This is a genomic window from Sphaerimonospora cavernae, from assembly GCF_042435035.1.
Lineage (GTDB): Bacteria > Actinomycetota > Actinomycetes > Streptosporangiales > Streptosporangiaceae > Sphaerimonospora > Sphaerimonospora cavernae.
In genome coordinates this window covers 20,424-40,714 of record NZ_JBHMQT010000072.1, presented here as the reverse complement: position 1 = coordinate 40,714, position 20,291 = coordinate 20,424, and the positions used below count along the sequence as shown (strand labels likewise).

Below are 20,291 nucleotides of genomic sequence, written 5' to 3'. Positions count from 1 at the left end.
GGGGCTTTCCCTTCGCTCACCGAAAGGAGGTCTCCAGTATGACCGCTGACACGCTCGTCTACCTCATCCCGTGCCTGTTCACCCTCGCCGTGATCCTGGGGCTGGTGGCGTGGAACCGGCGGCATCCGGTCTCGTTCTGGCTGGTGCTCGGCTACCCGCGCAAAGCCATCTCGGTCTACTTCACGTGGGGGAACGTCGCTGCCGGGTGCGGTCTGACGACCAAGCGGCGCCGCTGGCGGTGGACGTTCGACGGCATCCCCGCCCTCGGCACGGCCCTGCACACCGGCGGCGCCACCTCGCAGCGGCGGAAGGTGCGGCGGGTGGCGGTCGACAAGCCGCCCCGCCTCGGGCTGGTCCGCCCGTCAGCGAACGGGTTCCGCGTCCGCGTGGGCCTGGCCGATGGGCAGACCCCCGACGATTACGCGGCCAAGCTGCCCAACCTCGCCCACGCGTGGCGGGTGCACTCGGTGCGGGTGCTCGACTGGCGGCCCGGCCGGGTCACCCTGCAGGCCACCCGCCGCGATCCGCTCGTCGAGGTGGGGGTTCCGGTGCTGGCCGATGGGCTGTTGCGGGTCCGGGTCGGGCTTTTGGAGACCTCCGCCCCCTGGGTGATCGACTTCCGGACGGTGCCGCACTGGCTGATCACGGGTGCGACCCAGTCCGGCAAGTCCACTCTGCTGAACGCGTTGATCTGCGGGCTGGCCCCGCAACCGGTGGCGCTGATCGGGTTCGACCTCAAGGGCGGGGTCGAGCTGACCCCCTACAGCGAGCGGATGACCGAGCTAGCCACCGAACGCGCCGACTGCGTCCACGTGCTCAACGACCTGGTCGCGGAGATCAAACGCCGGATGGCCTTGTGCAAGCAGCACCGGGTGCGCAACATCTGGAAACTCCCCGAGCAACTGCGGCCCGTCCCCGTGGTGGTCCTGGTGGACGAGGTGGCCGAGCTGTTCTTGATGGCCGACAAGTCCGAGAAGGACGAGATCGCCGCCACTGCCGTGCAGTTGATCCGCTTGGCCCAGCTCGGCCGCGCGTTCGGCCTGTACCTGCTGGTGTGCGGGCAGCGGGTCGGCTCCGACCTCGGCTCCGGGGTGACGGCGCTGCGCGCCCAGCTCTCAGGGCGGATCTGCCACCGGGTCAACGATCCGGAGACCGCGAACATGACGCTGGGCGACATGGACCCCGCCGCGCTGCAGGCCGCGCGTCTCATTCCGGCCAATCAGCCGGGGGTGGCGGTCCTGGCCGCCGATGACGGCCGCTGGTATCGCGTCCGCTCCGCCTACGTGTCCGAAGAGCAGGCCGAGCAGGCCGCCGCGACCTACGCCCACCTTCGGCCCTCCTGGGCGGAGATGACCACGGTCACCGTGCCCCCGGTCTCCGATGAGGAGTTCGCCGGCTACGTCCCCGACGCTCAACCCGAGTCTGACCCCGTCTGACTCCTCTCCCCTGTCTTACCGCGGTACGGCCCCGCCTGAGCGGGCCGTGTCCTTACCCGATCCATGCCTACTTCTGAAAGGAGGCGCATGATGGCCGTCCGTCGCTCCGGTCGTGTCCGGTCCACGCTGGTGGACTCCGGGCCGGTGATCGTGCTCGCACTGATCGCCGCTGTCGGGTCGTTCACCCACATCAGCGAACTGGCCGCCGACCACGGCCAAAAGGGCTGGCAGTCGTGGGCGGTCGCGGTCTGCATCGACCTGATGTGCGTGATGGCCGCCGGTGAACTCCAGCGGGATAAGCGCACCGACCGCCGCCGTCGCGGGCTGATCTCCTGGCCCGGCCTGGTCCTGGCGGGCGGGATCGTCTTGACCCTGGCCGCCAACCTCGCCCAGGCCGAACCCTCCCCCTGGGGCTGGACCTGCGCCGCGACTCCGGCCGTGGCCTTCCTCGTCGCCGTCTCCATGCTGGAGCGCCGCGCGTCCCACCGTCACGCCGCGCAGGCGGAGCCCGCCCCCGCCCCGGTCGAGACGGCGCCCGTCGTGTCGGTTCCGGTCGAGGTGGACGCGGTCCAGCCGTCGGCCGACCTCATCCCCGTCGTACAGCCGTCCCCTGCCCCAGCGTCGGCCTCGGCCTCGCTTGCCGGGCGGTCCCCGGTGCCGGCCCCCGGCCCGGCTGACGCGCTGGTCGCCTACGCCCGCCGCGTCGCCAGCGAGCACACCGCCAAACACGGCACCGCGATCACGTGTGACGCGCTGCGGCAGCGGTTGCGCGTGTCCAACGAGCTCGCCGCCGACCTGCTCGCCCAGATCCACACCGCACCCGAACCGGCCTGACCAAGGCCCGGCCCGGTGACAGGCCGTCGGCCGCTGCGGGTCCTCACCGGCTCCGGCCGGTGGGGCGCCCGGGGCGACCGCCCCGCCAGTCCGGCACCACGACAACGAGGAGAGACTGATCATGGGTAAGACGAACTACACCGACAGCGGCCACACGACCATCCAAGCGGGCCGTATCGGCCCTCGCGGCGAGAACGACACGCGCGAGGAGAAGGTCAAGGCCGCTGCCGAGAAGGCCGAGAGGGCCAAGGCGAAGGTCCGCAACATCAAGGCGGGTAACGCCCGGGTCGGCGTCCAGACGGACGGCGTCATCGGCAACGTGGACATCCGCCTGGACGGCCGCTCATGACCGGCGAGTACACCCACCCCGACGTGCTGACCATCGGCGTCGCGCAGGGGTGGGCCGATCCGGAGACCGACCCGGCCCGCATCGACTGGCCCGCCCGGCAGGCCGCCGCCGCGATCCCATTCCAGGTGATCGACGGCCGCCCGGTCAACCCGTTCGCTCCGACCGGCATCCGCTACGGCCGCAACGAGCTGGGCCACTGGGGCGAGCAACTCGCGGCCGACGCCATCATCACCGCCACCGACGAAAACGGCCGCCGGTGGCTGGTCATGGTCGAGCGGCGCGACGGCCACGGCTGGGCCATTCCGGGCGGCTGCGTGGAACCCGGCGAGGACCCGGGCGCCGCTGCCGTCCGCGAGCTGGAAGAGGAGACCGGCCTCGACCTGGACGGCCACTCCTGGCAGGTGCTCCCCGCCCGGTACGTGCCCGACCCGAGAGCCAGCGATGAGGCGTGGATGGTCACCGTGCCCGCCACCGTCGATCTCGGCACCCTCCGCCGTGCCAACTTCCCCACGCCGGTCGGGGCCGACGACGCCAAACGGGCCGCCTGGGTCCGGGCCGACAGCTACCCCACCCTCGTGACCCACCTCAAGGAAACCCACCGAGGGCAGGTGTTCGCCGCACACGTGGCCATGCTCTCCGGCCTGCTCGACTGAGCCGCCCTCGCAGCGGTCAGCCCCACCCCATCCCGGAAAGGAGATGAACCCTGTGATCGTTCGCTACCGCTGCTGCACCTGCGGCGGCACGGGCCTGATCAACGACGACCAGAGCGACGCCACCACCTGCCGCGACTGCGACGGCACCGGCATCGACAACCACGGCGCATAACGCGCCGTCCCCTGCGGCCCCGCCTGCCAGCTCCCGGCCGCCACCGACCATCAACCCGAACTCGCTCACCAGGAGAACCCACGATGAAGCGCTTCCGCCTGCTCCGCCGCCGCCCCTGCCACATGTGCGGCGGCCACGGATCCATCGCCTACGGCCAGACCCGCGACACCTGCGGCGTCTGCGGCGGCTCCGGCTACATCAACTAGCCGCGGCCCTGCCCTCCAGCCCTTTCCAACTCGACCCGCGCGGGGCGGTCCACGCCTGCCAGCTCCCGGCCGCCCCGACCACGCTCACCAGGAGACCGCCACCATGCCCACGCCTGTCCCTACTCGTGTCTGCCCAAACTGCGACGGCGCCGGTTCCGCCGTCGTCAGCACACCCGACCCCAAGCCCGGCGCTCACTCCCTGACCACGGTCGTCTGCCCCGCCTGCGGCGGCACGGGAACGGCGGCCCGATGACCCTTGCGCCTTCCGAGCCTCCCGCCCTCGCCGGTGACCTGGTCGGCCCGGTCATCCGCGACCTGACCCGCCGTTCCGGCCACGATCTGAACCGCTGGATCCAGCAGGTACAGCGCCTGGGCGGCTGCGCCGAACCCGTCCGCCTGACCGGCGACACCCTCACCCTCGATGCCGCATCCGGCGAAGTCCTCGGCAGCTACTCGACAGCGGCCGAACCCCACGGACAGCTCCTCATCCGCTGCGGCAACCGCCGCGCCTCCCGCTGCCCGTCCTGCGCCGAGACCTACCGACGCGACACCTTCCACCTGATCCGCTCCGGACTGCTCGGCGGCAGCAAAGGCGTCCCCGAGACGGTACGCAGCCATCCGCGCGTATTCGCCACGCTCACCGCGCCCAGCTTCGGCCCCGTCCACCGCGGCCCCGGCAAGAACGGCCAGGCCGCCGTCTGCCACCCCCGCCGCACCGGCCCGGCCTGCTTCGAACGCCACACCGCCGACGACCTCCGCATCGGCCAACCACTCGACCCGGCCACGTACGACTACGTCGGGCATGTGCTGTGGAACGCCCACGCCGGAGACCTGTGGCGCCGCTTCACCATCTACCTCCGCCGCCACCTCGCCGGAGCGGCCGGACTCACCCGCGCCGCGTTCAACCGGCAGGTCAAGGTGTCGTTTGCCAAGGTCGCCGAGTACCAAGCGCGCGGCGTCGTCCACTTCCACGCCGTGATCCGCCTCGACGGCCGCACCGACGATGCTGACGGCCCTCCTGTCCAGCCGCCGGACTGGGCAACCGTGCAGCTCCTCGACGGCGCGATCCGTTCTGCGGCTGCCGCCGTACGCCTCCCAGCGCCCGACCTCGGCCAGCCCACCCGCCACCTCGTCTGGGGCGACCAGATCGACGTCAAGCTCATCGAGCCCGGCGACCTCGACACCGGAGAGCACCTGTCGGAACAAGCGGTCGCGGGCTATGTGGCCAAGTACGCCACCAAAGCCGCCGAAAGCGCCGGCACCTTGGACCGGCGTGTCCGCTCACACGACCTCGCCCGCCTCGCCGAGCAGGGCGTCACCGAGCACGCCGCCCGGCTCATCCGTACCGCCTGGACGCTCGGTGACCCCGCCACGCATCCCGAGTTACTGCCGCTGCGGCTGCGCGGCTGGGCGCACATGCTCGGCTTCCGCGGCCACTTCTCCACCCGCTCCCGCGCCTACTCAACCACGCTGACCGCCCTCCGGCAGGCCCGGACCGACTACCGCCAAGCCCAGCTCCGCGAAACCGACTGGGCCTTTGACCCCGACACCACGCTCGTCCTCGCCCACTGGCGGTTCGCCGGTCAGGGCTTCACCCCTGGCGAATCCGCCTTGGCCGCCTCGATTGGTACGGAGGGCACCGATGACCCCTGACCTGCTGACCGTCCCCGAAGCCATGACCGTGCTCAAGGTCAGCCGGTGGACGCTCTACACCCTGATCCGCTCCGGTGAGCTGCGCTCGGTGATCGTCGGCACCCGGTGCCGCCGCATCCCCGCTGCCGCCCTGGAGGAGTACGTGACCCGCCTGTGCGAGGAGGCCGCCTGATGGGCAAGCGCGCGAACGGGGAAGGCTCGGTCTTCCCCTATAAGGACGGATGGGCGGGCTACGTCTGGGTCACCACGCCCGAGGGCAAGCGGACCCGCAAATGGGCGTACGGCAAGACCCGCGAGGAGACCCATGAGAAGTGGCTCAAGCTCCACGAGTTGGCGGGCAAGGGGCCGGTGCCGACGAGACACCCGACCGTGGCGGCGTACCTGATTCGCTGGCTTGCCGAGGTCATTAAGCCGAACCGCGAGCCGACGACCTACGTCGCCTACGAGCCACTCGTCCGGCTCTACATCATCCCCGGCCTGGGCAAGAAGCGGCTCGACAAGCTGACCGTGCGCGACGTACAGGCCTGGCTCAACAGCCTGACGACCCTGTGCACCTGCTGTGATCAGAAGAAGGATCACAAGCGTCCGGAGTCCAAGCGGCGGTGCTGCTCGAAGGGGCAGTGCTGCAAGGGGTACCCGTCGCGGAGCACGATCGCGGGCATCCGCCGTGTCCTGCGCTCGGCGCTCGGTCACGCGCTGCGAGAGGAGTTGATTTCCAAGAACGTGGCGGCCCTGGCGACCCTGCCCAGTGCGAGCAAGACCAAGAAGAAGCGACAGCACACCGCGTGGACCGTCGACGAAGCACGGCGGTTTCTTGAGCACCTGCGCGTGGTCGACGATCCGCTCTATGCGGCGTACGTGCTGATCCTCGTGCTCGGCCTCCGTCGCGGCGAGGTGCTCGGGCTCGCGTGGGACTGCGTCGACCTCGGGGGCGAGCAGCTATGGATCTCTCGACAGCTCACGCGGGTGAGCGGCCAGCTCCTCCACCGAGAGACGACCAAGACGGAGGACTCGACGGCTTCCCTTCCGCTGCTCGGGCTGTGCGTCTCGGCGCTGCGGCACCGCCGACGGGTGCAGGATGACGCACGCAAGGAGGCCGGGGAGAAGTGGAAGGACTCGGACCTCGTCTTCACGACGAGGAACGGCACGCCCATCGAACCGCGCAACTTCAACCGGGCCTTTGAAGCCCACTGCCGAAAGGCCGGTGTCCCTCGAATTCGCGTGCATGACACCAGGCACACATGTGCCTCGCTCCTGGCCGCCCTCGACGTCCACCCGCGGGTCGCAATGCGCATCCTCCGTCACTCGCAGATCTCGATGACCATGGACGTCTACACGCAGATCCCTTCGGCCGAGACCCGCAAGGCGCTCGACCGGCTGAATCAACGTCTGGACGGCGACGGCTGAGGACGTTGCTGTATGGAACTGCTGTATGGAGATCAAAAAGGCCCGTTCCGATGATCGGAATGGGCCTTTGAGCTGGGCGCGGCCGAGAGGACTCGAACCCCTAACCTTCTGATCCGTAGTCAGATGCTCTATCCATTGAGCTACGGCCGCTTGGTCGTCGCCACCGCTCACCTGCGGCTTCGGCAACGGAGGTAACTCTACCAGACCTCACGCCCCTGCTCGCGCCAATAGTTCGCCCGCCTCCTCCCCAAGGGTTCATGATCCGCTTGCCACCTTCTTGGGCCAGATCGTGTAGCTGACCGGCCAGATCAGCGCGATCAACGGCACCCTGGCGAGGCCGGCCATGAAGTCGGACAACGCGGCCGTCCTGGCCGGATCTCCCACCATCCAGATCGCGGCGAACAGCAGAGCGCAGGTCACACCGTACGCGATCACGATCCGAAACCAGAACGCCCACTCATACCGCGTACGGGCCATGCCGCCCGCCGGTGGCCTGCGCGGGGGTGGCCCGCCGCCGAACCGGTGGCCGACCCACGCGTCGGCCCAGCGGATCGTACGGTGACCGAAGACCACGGTGTACCCGAGGTACGCGGCCGCCAGGCCGTGCTGCCAGGTGGCGACGGTCTCCGACGACCGCAGGTCGATCACGGTCGCGACGAGCAGGACCACGTCCACAAGCGGAACGCTCAGCAGCGCGACGTCACTCGCCCGGCGGGCCCGCACCAGATAGCGCAGCGCCAGGCCGAGCGCGAGCAGCACCCAGAAGCCGATCTCACAGGCGATGATGAAGACGAGCAACGACGACGCACCTCCGGCTTCAACACTCGCGCTCGCCGCCGCCTCACGCATCGTCGTCGGCGACGATCCCGGGTACACATTTCGATGTACGCACCCGCCCCACCCTCGGAACGACGCACCACACCTGCGTTGATGGTGGAATCGTCATCGATGACTTCTTGGTCCCCTCCCAGCTGGTCCCCTCCCAGTTGGTCCCCCGCTCGGCAGGACGCGCTGCTGGCCGTGGCGGCCTTCGTCATGGGCCTGGTCCTGCTGGCCGGCGGCGCCCTGCTCGATCGCGGCCGTCCGCTTCCCCTCCTGGCCCTGCCGCTCGCCCTCACCTGCGCCGCCGTGGTCGTACGACGACGCGCGCCGGTGGTCACGCTCGCGCTGGGCGTCACGGGCATGGCCGCCGACGTCGTGCTCGGGCCCTCGCTCGGGACGATCCTGGTCTTCACCGACAATCTCTACGCCGCCGCGCTGTACGGCCCGCGCCCGCTGGGCCGTGCGCTGCTCTGGATCACCTCGACGGGTGCCGTGCTCACCGGTGCGGCCGCCTGGTTCGCCACGGGGGACTGGCGGACGCTCGCGTTGTTTCCGGTGCAGGCGGCGCTGATCGGAGTCGTCCCCGTCAGCACGGCGAACGTCATCAGACAGCATCGCGACCAGGCCGTGGCGGAACGGGAGCGCGCCGAGCAGGTGGCCCGGCTGGCCGAGCTCGACCGGCAGGCCGCGATCGCCGGCGAACGCACGCGCATGGCCCGCGAGCTGCACGATCTGGTCTCCAACCACTTCAGCGCGATCGCCATCCAGTCGTCCGCGCTGCTGGCACGGCAGGACCTGGATGCGGCAGCCGTACGGAAAGTCATGAAGTCGATCAGGGAGAACAGCGTTCAGGGAATGGCGGAGATGCGCACGATGATCGGACTGTTGCGCCACGACGGCGAGGGCGAGGAGGCCGAGCCGATCCGGCGGCGGCTGGCGGACGCCGCCGACCTCATCGACCGGACGGGGGTCAGGGCGCGGCTCACGGTTCGCGGCACGTCGCGTCCCCTGCCGCCCGCTGTCGATCTGGCCGCCTATCGGATCCTGCAGGAGGCCCTCACCAACGTGCTCAAGCACGGCGGGGCCGGTGCGGAGGTGGTGATCGAGTACGCCCCTGATCGTGTGGTGCTGATCGTGGAGAATCCGGTGGACCGCGACAGCCCGCCGACCCTGCCGGGCGCGGGCGCGGGCCTCGTCGGGATGCGGGAACGCACCGCGCTGGTCGGCGGCTCGTTCGACGCCGGCCCACTCGAGGCCATGCCGTACGACACCGGGCAGCTCTCGACCGCACCTCTTGAGGCCGGGCCGTCGCGGGGGACCCGGTGGCGGATGCGGGCCGAGCTTCCGACAGGATCACCGGCATGATCCGCGTACTGGTGGCCGACGATCACGCGGCGGTGCGCGCCGGGGTCGTGCTGATCCTGGACGGCACACCGGACATCGAGGTCGTCGCTGAGGCCGCCGACGGGCTGGAGGCGGTCGAGCTGGCCGAGCGGCTCCGTCCCGACATCGTGCTGATGGACATCCGGATGCCGCGGCTCGACGGCATCACCGCCGCCAGGAGGCTGCGCGGCGTGGCGGACGTGGTGATCCTCACCACCTTCGACCTGGACGAATACGTCTTCGGTGCGCTCCGCGCCGGGGCGGCCGGGTTCCTGCTCAAGAACACCGACGCCGACGCGCTCATCGAGGCCGTCCGCGTCGTGGCGCGCGGCGACGGCCTGATCTCTCCCTCTGTCACCCGGAGGATGATCGAGGCGTTCGCCGCCATGCCCGCTTCGGCCGGGACTCCCACAGCCGGGCGGGGGCCGTACGAGAACCTGACCGCGCGTGAGCGCGAGGTGCTCTTCCACATCGGTCGGGGGCTGTCCAACGCGGAGATCGCCCGGGAGTTGGGCATGGCGGAGGGTACGGCGAAGACGCACGTCAGCCGCCTGCTCGCCAAGCTCGACCTGCGCAGCCGCGTACAGGCGGCGATCATGGCGCGGGAGTTCCCGCCCGATGTCGGCCCCGGCGATCCCCGGACCCGCTGACCCCCCGCCGACCGGCATCGGCCGTACGGCCTTCGCAAACGGAAGTCACAAGGAACGGCCGAGAGCCCGGGCGATGGCGGAACGGCGGAGTTACGATGGCGCTCCGGAACGTGGGCGATGGCCGCCGCGCTGCCGCGGAGGACACGTGAAGCAACAACCAGGACCGCGCGGTAAGCGTTATCGGCTCCGCGGTCTCATCGCGATGGTGATCGCCGGGCTCGTCTGCTGGGCGGTCGTCATCTGGTTGGGCTGGCTGCTGGTGCGGCTTCTCACGTAAAGTCCGATGCCCGCCGGGCGGAGGACATTCTCGGCCCGGCGGGTCACTCGCTCTAGGTCGTGTCCCCTCCGCCCTGGGTCTTCCCTTCGTTCTGGACCTCCTCGAGCTCGTCCAGGTGTTCCTGAACGACCGGTTCGGCGTCCCGGGCGAGCTGCTTCACCTCTTCCGAGGAGCCCTCCGACAGCTGCTTCGCCCCGGCTGCCAGGTCCGCTCGATGCTCGGCGACCTCCGCCTCCAGCCAGGCCCGGTCGAACTCGGTCCCGCTCTTGGCGGTGATCTGTTCGAGCTCCGCCTGCTGCTTCGCGCTGGGACTGCTCGGCAGGTCGACGCCTAAGTCTCCGGCGACCTGCGTGACCTCCTTGTCCAGCTTCTTGTGGTCGTAGACCAGCATCTTCCCTACCTCCCGGACCTCCTCGTGGCTGGCCTGCCGCTTGGCGGCCTTCCCCGCCTGGATCTCGGCCAGGTTTCCCTCGTGCAGCGCGGTCAGGAACCCCCGGTCCTGCTCGTTGACGTTGGGCGGCGCAGCGGCGAACCCGGCCGCCGCCGTCGAGAACGTCGCGGCCGCGATGGCCGGCAGGATGATGAGCCGTCTCACCATGAGACCCCCCGGAATCTCTCTCCGGACGGCTGGGGCATCGGCAAACCGGCACCCCAGCCGGTCCGGTCATTCACTGACGTAAGCCCCATACCCCACCAAATGTCACTCTCGCCCGGGTCCGTCCAATCCATCGCCCGCAGCTCTCGTTGACCGACCGTGCCAGGCCGCACGGCTCGTACGGCTCATACGGCCATCCGCCGGTGCCGCGCGGCGGATTCAGGCCGCCGAACTGGCCGAGACACTGACGCCGAGCGAAGCCACCGTGAAGACCCATGTCGCCCGCATCTTCGCCAAACTCGGCCTACGCGACCGCGCTCAGGCGGTCGTCATCGCGTACGAGACCGGGACTCATCCGTACCGGAAACCGGTCGTCCCGCTGATCATCCCTCGCTGAGGCGGTGACGGGACAGCAGAAGCCCGGCAGCGGCCGTGAGGGTGAGCAGGAGGCCGGTCAGTACGAGCACCCGCCCGTCGGGGCCGACCTCACCCCCGCCTCCGGTCGCGACTCCACCCGACGGGGTCTTGCTCACCTTGCCGTTCCTCGTCGTTTCGATTGCCGTGTCGTCGGCGGGTTCCTGACTCGGGAGCTCCTGACTCGACGTGTCCGAGGCGGTATCGGAATCGGCCAGCCGATCGTCCACTGTGCCGATCGTGAGGTTGTAGGTCGTCAGATCGTCGGCGTTCTTCACCTCACACTCGATCGTCGGCTCGGTGGGCCTGGTCCCGAAGTTGATGGCGGCCGGCCGTACCGTCGCGGTACCCGCGTTGGCCGAGGTGGTTTTCAGGGGGACTTCGGCCAACGGAAGGGGGATGCTCTCGCCCGGGGTAAGCGACGCGATCTCACCGACTCCGGTGGCTGAGGTCAGCTTGGCGAGCCCGCTGATGGATGCGTACGCGTAGAGCTTGGCGCCGACCGCCAACCCCGCGGCGGGCACCCTCAACGCGGTCGTGTCGTCGAAGTAGGTCCCACGCCAGTTGATGGTCATTTGCTTGCCCGCCGTGGCGTCGACCGGCATCGTCAGTTCGACCTTGACCTTGATTTCCTGTTTCTCGGCCTCACCGTCCGCGGTGCATTCGTAATCCACGATGTCAGTGACGACGAGCGCATCCCGCTGCAGTCCGGCGGCGGAGGCGTACACCGGCTGGCAGACCGAGATCAGGCCACCAACAAGGGTGGCGGCCGAGAGAATCGAGCGGATGCTCAAAACGACTCCTATCGTGACAATGAGGCACAGGAGAAGACGGGGCACTTGGGCATCCGGTTGACAACCCAGCCTTACGAGCAGGAAACCGATCATTCCAATGGGAGGCGTCTTGCCTGTATCGTCGCGATGTAGATGGTCAGAGCACGGGAAAGCGCTCAGCGCTTGAGCTGATCGCGATCTGTGTAGCCGTGCTGATCGGGGATGGCCTTCTCAATCCCGTGATCACACTCGTCCAGACAGTTCCGCTGGCCATGGTCGGCGTCTTCATGGTCGAATGGGCGCGCGCCGATCCGTGGTGATTTCCGGCGTGTGTACGGTAGCCGGACCCCGCACTCACCGACTCCGCGACATTCCAGAGCCGGAGTGCCTCTCCGGCGGCGCAGCCGGGGCAGGTAGTGCCGCGCACGCTGATCGCCCAGTTGTTGAGGAGAGCGACGTATGACCATCGTGAAGGGCATCGAGGCTCGCGGCATGCACCACTGCGAGACGACGGCACTGGGAGTGCTGCTGCGGCATGAGGGGCTTGATCTGTCCGAGCCCATGCTGTTCGGGCTGGGCACGGGCCTGTCCTTCATCTATTGGGACAGCAAGGCCATGCCGTTCCCCTTTCTCGGAGGCCGCGTCAAGCCTTTCGACCTCACCAGGAACCTGGCCGCCAGGCTGGGGCTGACATTACTGGTCGAGGAGACCACCTCACAGCGAAAGGCATGGGAGAACGTAGCCGCCCCCATCGATGCCGGCCAGCCGGTCGGCCTTCAACTCGACTCCTACCACCTGGAGTACTTCCAGTCCAAAACGCACTTCGGCGGCCATGTCGTCGCGATGTACGGCTACGACGAGCACGACGTCTACCTGGTGGACACCGACCAGCAGGGAGGGGCGGTGCGCACCAGCAGGGCCAGCTTGGCCATGGCGCGGACCGAACGCGGACCGATGACCGCCAGAAACCGTTCCTTCACCATCACCCTGCCGGAGGGTTCACCCTGCTGGCAGGACCAGATCATCCCCGCCATCAGAGACTGCGCCGACGCCTTCCTGGCCGCTCCCATCGCGAACCTGGGCTACCGCGGCATCGAGAAAGCCGCCAAACAGCTGCCGAAATGGCTGCTGCGCGCCGACAACCCGCAGCAGGACCTACCGCAGGCCGCCCTCCTCATGGAGAAAGCCGGCACCGGCGGTGCCCTGTTTCGCGCCCTCTACCGCGATTTCCTCGGCGAGTGCCTCCAACTGATCGACGACAACAACCTCCGCACGGGTCACAAGCTGTATGCCGAGGCCGCCACCCTGTGGACGGACGTGGCCACCTTGATCACGAAGGCTGGAGAGAGCGGCGACGCGGGGCATCTCGAACAGGCACGCGCCATTCTCCACGATCTTTCACGCATCGAGAAGAATGCCATGCAGGCACTACGTCAGTTGCCCGCGGCGACTCCCCCTCGTCCCTGATCGTCATGCTCCGCCGTACGACTGAGCATCCGGAGCCGGAGGCGCTTGTTCACGGTTCAGCGTCGGCTTCAGATGCGGTGGGTCTCCAGCGCGTCGGAGAGTTCCTGGGCCACTTCCGGTGAGCTGGCGGAGAAGAACGCGCGCTCCAGGATCGTCGCAGGCGCCAACCCCCTGATCCAATTGTCCAGGAGCCTGGGCCGGATGCGGACGGGATACCCGGACCGCCGCCGTCCGTGGGCGGAGCTGCATATTGAGCACTGTCGGCAACACAGATAGTTGTGATGGCCGTCCCCATTTGCCATCGATCGGGTGAGAGCGTGCAGGTGCTCGACTCTGCCGATGCGAGAGGGTCACGGACCGGCAGTGGGCCGTAACAAGCCCCTCGATCACGAATAAGCCCCGCCACCGAGCGAGGGCTGAGGCACGCCGTAAAGACAGACGATCACGGGGTGGAATCGAGGATGGCGCCACCGAACGCGAAGATCGCGATCAGGAGCGCGGGGATCGCGACGATGTAGCCGAGGATCAGGCCAGCGATCGCCATCCCGTGACCGCCCTTGCGGCCGTTCTTCGTCTCGGACAGGGCGACGTGGCCGAGGATCACGGCGAGGAAACAGGGGATGCCGAACGCGCACCAGCCGCCGAGGATGCCGAGGATGCCCATCACCAGGCTGGCCGTGGCGTAGCCGGAGGTCGGCGGAGCCTGCACGTACATCGGTTGGTAGCCGTACGGCGGCGGGTGCGGTCCCGCCTGGTAGGGCCGCGGGTGCTGCCCCGGCTGCTGGTACGGCACGGACGGGTAGGGGTTGTTCTCGGTCACGGAGACCTCACGAGGATGCGGGATTTGGGAGGGTTCAGCGTGACAGAAGACGCGTGAACGAGCTGACAGGTTGGCAAACCTACTCCTCCGGGCCGCCCAGCCAGTCCTCGAACTCCCACTCTCCGATCCGGCAGATCTTCGCGGCGAGCTCTCCCCACGTCGCGGCCTCCAGAACAGCGATCCGATCACTCAACCATCTGACTACCTCGGCAGGACGAAGCTCAGGGACGAAGAGCCAGTGACGACCGATGAGGACGGGATGATGATGCAACCGCTCGGTGAGGGCGGATGGAGTGCAGACGGTGAGCTGGAACCGCTCCTCCCCCGGCTCACTCTGCGGGCCGACGTACATCTCCAACAGCTCGCAGGCATGCGCCGGGTCAGCGACGCCATGTCCGTCTTCAAGATCTGGCCAGCGGAAGGAACTCACTCGTGCCCTCATGGTCCTATGATCACGCAGCGGACGGCGTCATGCACAGGTGAGCTGTCAGCTTGGGAATCGCGTGGATCACGCCTCGTAGGGGGCCTGACATGGGCTCCGGGCGGGGTCAGGAGTGAGCGTGGTTAACCCTCGTCGCCCTGATTAATGGCACGCTGATGCCCGAGGATCATGCGGTTGTTCCCGCTCGGGTCTGCAGGGTCCGGATCCGGGCTCGTCGGCGGTCACGGAGAAGAGCAGCCAGTCGACTCCGGGCACTGTGAAGCGAGCACTGGCCGTCTTGGCTGCGATTCCTTCGAGGTAAAGGCGATCATCGCAGATGTTGCAGGTGACGGACCAGGGATTGGCGATCCTCTGCGCGGTGAGCAAGGTATGGAAAACGGCCTCCTGCGGTTCCTGCACGCCGAGCGGGGAAGACATCCGTACTTCGGCCAGTTCCGGCATCTTCCAGTAGCTCTCGCAGGACAGGAGCGTGAAGGGCTCTCCCGCAGCCTTGCCCATTCTGGCGATCACCCGTCCGGCTCCGGCGTGCTTGTTCACACGCAAGTAGCCACGCCAGTGGATCACATCGAACATGGCGTCATCGTGGCACGGGAGACACATGCTGCGCACCTGTACAGCACCCCGCCTGCCTGATCACCCTGGAGCCGGAGCGTCCTCGCCGGAGGCGTCTTTAATAGCGAGTATGGAAGGCGTGTCCGATTTGGCCTGGGACGACGTGAAGCAGTTCTTCGACATGGATCGAAATGGGGCACTGCCCGATGTGACCGTCGAGGGAGCGGGGGTTGATGATTGGCAGGCGCTTTTTGACCTGGTCCGGTCGCAGGGCTGGGCACATGAGTACTCCCTGGATGGCGACCTGCTCGACCTACCCTCCGCCGCTGACGCGCTGGCTGCTGGTGAGGCGGCGGCCACGTTGAAGGTCTGGCCGATACCGGCGGTGCTGGCGATCTTTCGTCCGCATCGCGCGGAGTCCATTGACTTCGATGTGGACTTGCGAGAGTTGCAGAGCCAGGAGCGGCTAGACATCCTCTGTGATCTGTTCCGGGTGGTCGGGCGGCGGTTGCGAAAGCCGGTGCTGATGACGCCGGAAGGCGACCGCGGTCATCCGGTGCTCGGGTTCGATGTCGAATCCGATCGGGTGGTGCTGCTGGCTGATCCAGATGATGACTGATTCGACGTGGTGGCGGTGCGGCGGTGGTTCCGAGGGCAACCTCGGGCATAGCGGCCCGGAGCTGCCGGCGAACGCCCGCCGCGCGCTCCTCGACCTCGACGTCCTCGCCAGTCTGGAGGACATCCTCACCTACGAGGACATGGCCGGCCTACCCCGGAAGATTCACAAGTGGGAGCTTGCGGTTCATGGCCAAGGACGACCGGGCATCGACGGTCTCGCCGATCCGGTGCCAGTGCGGTGAGCGGCGCGTCGTATGGGATCAGGAGGTGCACTACTACGTGTGCGGCGCGTGCGGGACATACCTGAGCACGACCGGAAGGCGAGCGAGCAGGCCGACGCCGTTGAGGCGGCCAAGCTGGTGCGGCGGTAACTCGGGCTTTTTGTTCACGTAGCGGTTGTCGTGCACAACAGGGCGCTCCAGGTGAAGAGAAGCACCACGTTCGTCCGCACCGGGTTAAGGAATCCGCATCCGACTGGGGTTTCTGTTACCCCTGAGACGAAGGGGGTGTTGTAGCACGCCTGCAAGATGGTTTGCGGCAGTGTGCTCACAATCAAGGTGATTCACCCCGCTAGGTCGTCCGGACGGTACCGCCGGACGAACGGGCCGGCGGGGAGAGGAACCAGCGATGGAAGATCGCTGCCTGTGTGAGAGGGAGCGGGAGGCGGAACGAAAGGTCCGCCTCGTGCTGGCGGCAAGCAGGGTGATCTTCTGGATCATCTGGATCGCCGTCGAGTCTCACCACACCTCGTAGGAGGTGGTCGGGCCTCCTACCGGCCGGGACGCAAACCTGGGCAGGTAGGAGGCCCTTCCACGTTCTCAGGATATGACTGCGGCAGACACCTGGTAGAAGAAGCTTCAACCGCGGCACCTGGGTAATCCACCGCAGTTGGCCTTTGCTCGACCCGCATATTTCCCCGGGGCTTGACGTACCCGGTACCCTGCGGCTTGTCCCGAAACCGGCCGGGTGTGGGCGTAGTACGCTCGGCCGGAGACACGATCAGCCGATGGTGGCCTGCCACCGCCCGCGCCGGAGGTGGATCACCCCGTCCGGGTCGACCCGCACAGCCGCGCCGTACAAGGGCAGGCTGCCGTTCTGCAGCCAGTAGTCGCGGATGGCATCGAACTCATCCCACAGGCGGCATGGCCCGGTCTGGTGCACGACGGGCCGCGCGTGCTCAGCTTGTACGGCTCGCGCCCATGACCCGTCCGGGTGGACCATGATCGCCGTGCGGGTGTTCGTGTTCTCATGGTATTCGTGCTGGATGCCGGGCACGGCCACCTCCAACATGCTGCGGAGCTCCCAGGCGTCCTCTTCGATGTCGAGGACGGGGAAGCGGGTCATCGCGACGTGCTCGCCGTCGGCGGTCCGCGCGACATCCAGCAGCTCGGCCAGGCCCGGCGGATAGTCGGTCCCGTGGCGTGCGCGCATGAACATCGCCCAGTCCCGCTCGACCTGACCCACCGCACCACCGTCCGCTGTCTTGACGGCGGTGACGATCAGGCTGGTGTTCGTGATGGTCGTTGCCAGCCGTCCTCCTGGGGCGAGAGCTTCCAGCCATGAGGCCGGGATCGGGCGGACCGACACCATGGCCACGATCCGGTCGAACGCCCCCGGCAGCGGCGCCGTGGCATCGCTGGTGACGACCCGCGGTTTGTGCCCTGCCTCGGACAGGCGATCTGCGGCGGCCACCGTCAGGTAGGCGTCCACGTCGATCGACGTGACCCGGTCATCCCCGAGCAGACGGCACAGCACGGCGGTGCCGTACCCGGAGCCGGTGCCGACGTCGAGCACGGTGTCTTTGTCGCCGATCCTGGCGTGCCGGTACATCTGGAGCACGAGACCCGGCAGGGTGGACGAGGAGGTCGGCAGTCCGGCCGGCTTGTCGCCGACGCCGGCGTGGTCGGCGTGCAGTGTGCCGATCCTCGTGACGAGCGTGCGGTCGGCGTAGGCCGCCTTCAGCCATGCCTCCTCGTCGGCCGGGCCGTGCCACACCTCCCAGCGGCCGCCGTTCCAGGCCCACCATGCGGGCACGAACTGGTGGCGGGGCGTGCCGGCGATTGCTGCCCGCCACCGCGACCCCGGATGGGTGACGCGGTCGGCGAGCCTCTGCGCGTGCGAGTGCCAGTCCATGACGTCAGTCTGCTCTCACCACCACGGGATGTCCGGGTCGGTGTCCGGGTGGGCAGAAATGATCGAGGGCATCGAGGCGTGCGGTTGGACGCTGACGCATTGGAGCGTCTCGACCGATCAGAAGGGCCGGCCGGAGGCATACCCGTTCTTCCGCCGCCGCGTGTAGCCGACGGCCGATGTTGGCACGGCAATGGCCCGACGGCGATCACACGCCTATCCCTCCCATCTGCTAGGGAAGTTGCTCGCGGAGAGCTAACCACTGATCAAGCTCTTGCCGTCGGCGTCGTCGACAGATAGTTACGGATGATCTGGGCCGGTGCCAATAGATTCTTGCACTGACGGAGGGCCCGAATTTCCGTGTGGGACCGCTGTTGCCAGTTGGGGGCCCACTCCGCGGCGTCTTCTCGTTGAAGAGGGAGGGCCGCAAGGATGTCCACGGCGAGGGCATCGGGGTTCAAGAGCGGTGAGCCCGTAGGGCCGAGGTCGTCGATCAGACATGCACGCAGGTGGAATCGGCTCATGTTGGCGGTGATGATGTCCAGCCCTGCGCCCTCGGCTCTGGCAAGCGCGTACATGGCCGTCTCCGCCCACATTCGCCGTCCTTCGCCCTGCTCAGGCTGACGGGCGTAGAAGTTGTTCAGCTCCCACACCGCGAGCCAGTAGTTGATGGGTCCAGAAGGATGGTCGACCACGAGATCACTTTCTCATGCGCGGCGCGCAAGCCTTCGCCTGCCTGATCATCCCGTCGCCGTCGACCCGCTCCTCGTCGAGCAGGGCGTACCCATCCGCGTCGTGCAAGAGATCCTCGGCCACGCCCGCGTCACGACCACCGAGCGGTACACCCACGTCGCCGGTCTCCAGGTCAAGGACGCGAGCGAGCGTATAGGCACCGCTGTCTGGGGAGACGACGACTAATCGCAACCCTCACGGCTCTGGAGATCGACAAAGCCCCCCTCGCTACGAAAGCGAGAGGGGCTTTGATCTGCGGAGGCTCGGGGATTTGAACCCCGGATGGGCGGTAAACCCAAACCGCATTAGCAGTGCGGCGCCATAGACCTGACTAGGCGAAGCCTCCCCGTTGGAGTTGCTCAGGACAGCGTACCGGCGATCGCGCAACGCGGCAAAGCGGAATCGCGACCGGGTTCGCCGGTCTGTCCGGCACGCCTCGTGAGTCACTCACTCCGACGATATGCGCAGGAAGTGCATGCCCCGTCCACCGGCACGCACGGTTGTCCCCAGCTCCATGCACAGCCCTTATCCACAAGCTGTGGACAAGGGCTGTGGTCAGGCTGTGGATACAGCGCGGCGGTCCTGCGACTCTCGCCGGGACCATACCGATCACGACCCGAAGGGCGGAGATCGGCTCAGGCCTTACGGATGGCCTCGCCCTCGATCTCGATCTTGACCTTCTTGCCGACCAGGACGCCGCCGGCCTCCAGGGCCTGGTTCCAGGTCAGGCCGAACTCCTCGCGGTCGATCTCGGTCTCGGCGGAGAAGCCGAAGATCTCCTGACCCCAGGGGTTGGTGGCGGCCCCGTTGAACTCGACCTTGAGCTCGACTTCCTTGGTCACGTCACGAATGGTCAGGTCGCCGACGAGCGTGAACTCATCGCCGGAGTGGTCCGTGATCCGGGTGCCGCGGAAGGTGAGCTCGGGGAACTTGTCGGCCGAGAGGAAGTCGTCGCTCCGCAGATGCGCGTCACGGTCGGCGACGCCGGTCTCGATGGTGCCGGTCTTGAGCATGGCCTCGACGGTCGACTCCAGCGGGTCCTCCGCGATCACGATCTTGCCGTCGAACTCGCCGAAGTGGCCGCGGACCTTGCTGACCATCATGTGCTTGACGACGAAGCCGACTCGCGTGTGGGCAAGGTCGAGTCCGAACTCACCAGGCGTGGGGATCTTGACGCCCTCCCACTCACGAACGCTCATTGCTGCCCTCCGAGGTAGTTGCGACGTGGATGTCTGCTACTACAACTATCTACAGGAGAACTATTCCGCATGTCAACTATCTGTCGTAGACTTCGACCATGGACCCTTTCGATGACCCTCGCCTCACAGCGATGGGCCTGCTGGCGGAGGTGTTCACCGGGCTGACCGGCAAGACGAACCCCACCTTCGCCGAAGCGGGCATCTCCGAGGTCGACTTCGAGACCCTCATCCGGCTGGCCCGCTCCCCGGAGCAGCGGCTGCGGATGAGCGACCTCGCCGCGCAGACGTCCCTGTCCACCAGTGGCATCACCCGCGTGGTCGACCGCCTCGAACGCGAAGGCCTGGTGGCCCGGCACCCGTGCGCCAGCGACCGACGTGCCTCGTACGCCGCCTTGACCGAAGCCGGCGCGGCACGCCTGGAGCAGGTGCTCCCCCAGCACCTCAAGGACATCGAGACCTGGTTCACCGGGCTGCTCTCCCCGGACCAACTCGACCGGTTCCTGGAGGCGCTGCGCGTGATCCGTGATGTCGTACGGCCCTGCGCCACCGCCGGCGTGCCGCGCAGGGCGCCCGCGAGTTGATCCGTACGCCGGGGGGCGATGCCCGTACGGGACGATCCCGAATTGCCGGAAAAAAGGGACAACAGAAGGGTGCGCCGCGCTGGCGAAAATCATGGATTTCTGATGGACTGCGTAATCCGAAGGCGC

The 20,291-nt window shown here is 67.9% G+C and carries 29 protein-coding genes and 2 tRNA genes; 19 read left to right on the top strand and 12 right to left on the bottom strand.

The features are described 5' to 3' along the window. The first annotated feature begins 38 nt into the window (after positions 1–38). The 9 genes from ACFHYQ_RS28925 (at position 39) to ACFHYQ_RS28885 (ending at position 6,710) form a co-directional block, all read left to right on the top strand. On the top strand, positions 39–1,436 hold the full coding sequence (locus tag ACFHYQ_RS28925; RefSeq protein WP_394304313.1) for an FtsK/SpoIIIE domain-containing protein: 1,398 nt from the start codon (positions 39–41) through the stop codon (positions 1,434–1,436). 87 nt (positions 1,437–1,523) lie between these two features. Further along, positions 1,524–2,270 carry a DUF2637 domain-containing protein gene (locus ACFHYQ_RS28920; RefSeq protein ID WP_394304312.1) on the top strand — a complete coding sequence of 249 codons (747 nt, stop codon included), beginning with the start codon at positions 1,524–1,526 and terminating at the stop codon, positions 2,268–2,270. A 121-nt stretch (positions 2,271–2,391) separates the two neighbouring features. After that, complete coding sequence (locus ACFHYQ_RS28915) at positions 2,392–2,619, top strand: hypothetical protein (protein WP_394304311.1); 228 nt, start codon at positions 2,392–2,394, stop codon at positions 2,617–2,619. Beyond that, the gene (locus ACFHYQ_RS28910; RefSeq protein ID WP_394304310.1) at positions 2,616–3,272 is read left to right on the top strand and encodes an NUDIX domain-containing protein; all 657 of its coding nucleotides are present in this window, start codon (positions 2,616–2,618) and stop codon (positions 3,270–3,272) included. Before ACFHYQ_RS28915 ends, ACFHYQ_RS28910 begins: the two co-directional genes overlap by 4 nt. Before the next feature lie 255 nt (positions 3,273–3,527). Then, a complete protein-coding gene (locus ACFHYQ_RS28905; protein WP_394304309.1) occupies positions 3,528–3,650 on the top strand; it encodes a hypothetical protein in 123 nt (40 codons plus the stop codon). 103 nt (positions 3,651–3,753) lie between these two features. Further along, complete coding sequence (locus ACFHYQ_RS28900; protein WP_394304308.1) at positions 3,754–3,903, top strand: hypothetical protein; 150 nt, start codon at positions 3,754–3,756, stop codon at positions 3,901–3,903. After that, complete coding sequence (locus ACFHYQ_RS28895; protein WP_394304307.1) at positions 3,900–5,303, top strand: replication initiator; 1,404 nt, start codon at positions 3,900–3,902, stop codon at positions 5,301–5,303. The genes ACFHYQ_RS28900 and ACFHYQ_RS28895 overlap by 4 nt, the downstream gene beginning before the upstream one ends. Then, positions 5,293–5,475: a helix-turn-helix domain-containing protein gene (locus tag ACFHYQ_RS28890; RefSeq protein WP_394304306.1), complete on the top strand. Its 183-nt coding sequence runs from the start codon at positions 5,293–5,295 to the stop codon at positions 5,473–5,475. Before ACFHYQ_RS28895 ends, ACFHYQ_RS28890 begins: the two co-directional genes overlap by 11 nt. Further along, positions 5,475–6,710 carry a site-specific integrase gene (locus tag ACFHYQ_RS28885; RefSeq protein ID WP_394304305.1) on the top strand — a complete coding sequence of 412 codons (1,236 nt, stop codon included), beginning with the start codon at positions 5,475–5,477 and terminating at the stop codon, positions 6,708–6,710. The genes ACFHYQ_RS28890 and ACFHYQ_RS28885 overlap by 1 nt, the downstream gene beginning before the upstream one ends. Positions 6,711–6,787: 77 nt before the next feature. Here ACFHYQ_RS28885 and ACFHYQ_RS28880 read toward each other — a convergent pair. Together ACFHYQ_RS28880 and ACFHYQ_RS28875 are read right to left on the bottom strand one after the other, a co-directional pair. Further along, positions 6,788–6,860, bottom strand: a tRNA-Arg gene (locus tag ACFHYQ_RS28880). Between the two features lie 105 nt (positions 6,861–6,965). Further along, on the bottom strand, positions 6,966–7,508 hold the full coding sequence (locus ACFHYQ_RS28875) for a hypothetical protein (RefSeq protein ID WP_394304304.1): 543 nt from the start codon (positions 7,506–7,508) through the stop codon (positions 6,966–6,968). Between the two features lie 150 nt (positions 7,509–7,658). On the opposite strand from ACFHYQ_RS28875, the gene ACFHYQ_RS28870 reads away from it, so the two are divergent. From ACFHYQ_RS28870 to ACFHYQ_RS28860, 3 genes are all read left to right on the top strand, one after another. Next, complete coding sequence (locus ACFHYQ_RS28870; RefSeq protein WP_394304303.1) at positions 7,659–8,897, top strand: sensor histidine kinase; 1,239 nt, start codon at positions 7,659–7,661, stop codon at positions 8,895–8,897. Next, on the top strand, positions 8,894–9,565 hold the full coding sequence (locus tag ACFHYQ_RS28865; protein ID WP_394304302.1) for a response regulator: 672 nt from the start codon (positions 8,894–8,896) through the stop codon (positions 9,563–9,565). Before ACFHYQ_RS28870 ends, ACFHYQ_RS28865 begins: the two co-directional genes overlap by 4 nt. A gap of 145 nt (positions 9,566–9,710) precedes the next feature. Beyond that, positions 9,711–9,842, top strand: a complete 132-nt coding sequence (locus ACFHYQ_RS28860; protein WP_394304301.1) for a hypothetical protein — start codon at positions 9,711–9,713, stop codon at positions 9,840–9,842. Between the two features lie 52 nt (positions 9,843–9,894). Here the strand turns inward: ACFHYQ_RS28860 and ACFHYQ_RS28855 are convergent, their stop codons facing one another. Next, entirely contained in the window at positions 9,895–10,440 is a 546-nt protein-coding gene (locus ACFHYQ_RS28855) for a DUF4142 domain-containing protein (protein WP_394304300.1), read from the bottom strand. Between the two features lie 184 nt (positions 10,441–10,624). Between ACFHYQ_RS28855 and ACFHYQ_RS28850 the strand changes: the two genes are divergently transcribed. Beyond that, entirely contained in the window at positions 10,625–10,834 is a 210-nt protein-coding gene (locus ACFHYQ_RS28850; RefSeq protein WP_446746313.1) for a response regulator transcription factor, read from the top strand. On the opposite strand, the gene ACFHYQ_RS28845 is transcribed toward ACFHYQ_RS28850, so the two are convergent. Then, positions 10,821–11,645, bottom strand: coding sequence for a hypothetical protein (locus ACFHYQ_RS28845; RefSeq protein WP_394304299.1), 825 nt, complete (start codon positions 11,643–11,645; stop codon positions 10,821–10,823). The two genes, ACFHYQ_RS28850 and ACFHYQ_RS28845, sit on opposite strands and share 14 nt — an antisense overlap. 438 nt (positions 11,646–12,083) lie before the next feature. On the opposite strand from ACFHYQ_RS28845, the gene ACFHYQ_RS28840 reads away from it, so the two are divergent. After that, positions 12,084–13,091: a BtrH N-terminal domain-containing protein gene (locus ACFHYQ_RS28840; protein WP_394304298.1), complete on the top strand. Its 1,008-nt coding sequence runs from the start codon at positions 12,084–12,086 to the stop codon at positions 13,089–13,091. Positions 13,092–13,533: 442 nt separating this feature from the next. Here the strand turns inward: ACFHYQ_RS28840 and ACFHYQ_RS28835 are convergent, their stop codons facing one another. From ACFHYQ_RS28835 to ACFHYQ_RS28825, 3 genes are all read right to left on the bottom strand, one after another. Further along, a complete protein-coding gene (locus tag ACFHYQ_RS28835) occupies positions 13,534–13,911 on the bottom strand; it encodes a DUF4190 domain-containing protein (RefSeq protein ID WP_394304297.1) in 378 nt (125 codons plus the stop codon). 79 nt (positions 13,912–13,990) lie between these two features. Next, positions 13,991–14,353, bottom strand: coding sequence for an Imm8 family immunity protein (locus ACFHYQ_RS28830; RefSeq protein WP_394304296.1), 363 nt, complete (start codon positions 14,351–14,353; stop codon positions 13,991–13,993). Between the two features lie 141 nt (positions 14,354–14,494). Beyond that, the gene (locus ACFHYQ_RS28825) at positions 14,495–14,926 is read right to left on the bottom strand and encodes a hypothetical protein (protein WP_394304295.1); all 432 of its coding nucleotides are present in this window, start codon (positions 14,924–14,926) and stop codon (positions 14,495–14,497) included. Between the two features lie 118 nt (positions 14,927–15,044). On the opposite strand from ACFHYQ_RS28825, the gene ACFHYQ_RS28820 reads away from it, so the two are divergent. From ACFHYQ_RS28820 to ACFHYQ_RS28810, 3 genes are all read left to right on the top strand, one after another. Continuing rightward, positions 15,045–15,524, top strand: a complete 480-nt coding sequence (locus tag ACFHYQ_RS28820) for a hypothetical protein (protein ID WP_394304294.1) — start codon at positions 15,045–15,047, stop codon at positions 15,522–15,524. Beyond that, the gene (locus tag ACFHYQ_RS28815) at positions 15,517–15,765 is read left to right on the top strand and encodes a hypothetical protein (RefSeq protein ID WP_204018417.1); all 249 of its coding nucleotides are present in this window, start codon (positions 15,517–15,519) and stop codon (positions 15,763–15,765) included. The genes ACFHYQ_RS28820 and ACFHYQ_RS28815 overlap by 8 nt, the downstream gene beginning before the upstream one ends. 385 nt (positions 15,766–16,150) lie before the next feature. Beyond that, positions 16,151–16,276: a hypothetical protein gene (locus tag ACFHYQ_RS28810; protein ID WP_394304293.1), complete on the top strand. Its 126-nt coding sequence runs from the start codon at positions 16,151–16,153 to the stop codon at positions 16,274–16,276. A 246-nt stretch (positions 16,277–16,522) separates the two neighbouring features. Here the strand turns inward: ACFHYQ_RS28810 and ACFHYQ_RS28805 are convergent, their stop codons facing one another. From ACFHYQ_RS28805 to ACFHYQ_RS28795, 3 genes are all read right to left on the bottom strand, one after another. Next, entirely contained in the window at positions 16,523–17,656 is a 1,134-nt protein-coding gene (locus tag ACFHYQ_RS28805; RefSeq protein ID WP_394304292.1) for a methyltransferase domain-containing protein, read from the bottom strand. Between the two features lie 263 nt (positions 17,657–17,919). Beyond that, a complete protein-coding gene (locus ACFHYQ_RS28800; RefSeq protein ID WP_394304291.1) occupies positions 17,920–18,348 on the bottom strand; it encodes a hypothetical protein in 429 nt (142 codons plus the stop codon). Positions 18,349–18,352: 4 nt separating this feature from the next. Then, positions 18,353–18,502 (bottom strand): hypothetical protein, encoded by a 150-nt coding sequence (locus tag ACFHYQ_RS28795; RefSeq protein WP_394304338.1) that lies wholly within the window; start codon positions 18,500–18,502, stop codon positions 18,353–18,355. Between ACFHYQ_RS28795 and ACFHYQ_RS28790 the strand changes: the two genes are divergently transcribed. Beyond that, positions 18,449–18,571, top strand: coding sequence for a hypothetical protein (locus tag ACFHYQ_RS28790; protein WP_394304290.1), 123 nt, complete (start codon positions 18,449–18,451; stop codon positions 18,569–18,571). The genes ACFHYQ_RS28795 and ACFHYQ_RS28790 overlap by 54 nt on opposite strands. A 70-nt stretch (positions 18,572–18,641) precedes the next feature. On the opposite strand, the gene ACFHYQ_RS28785 is transcribed toward ACFHYQ_RS28790, so the two are convergent. Together ACFHYQ_RS28785 and ACFHYQ_RS28780 are read right to left on the bottom strand one after the other, a co-directional pair. Beyond that, positions 18,642–18,731, bottom strand: a tRNA-Ser gene (locus tag ACFHYQ_RS28785). Between the two features lie 289 nt (positions 18,732–19,020). After that, a complete protein-coding gene (locus tag ACFHYQ_RS28780) occupies positions 19,021–19,584 on the bottom strand; it encodes a YceI family protein (protein WP_394304289.1) in 564 nt (187 codons plus the stop codon). A 98-nt stretch (positions 19,585–19,682) separates the two neighbouring features. On the opposite strand from ACFHYQ_RS28780, the gene ACFHYQ_RS28775 reads away from it, so the two are divergent. Next, positions 19,683–20,165, top strand: a complete 483-nt coding sequence (locus ACFHYQ_RS28775) for a MarR family winged helix-turn-helix transcriptional regulator (protein WP_394304288.1) — start codon at positions 19,683–19,685, stop codon at positions 20,163–20,165. The last annotated feature ends 126 nt before the right edge of the window (positions 20,166–20,291 follow it).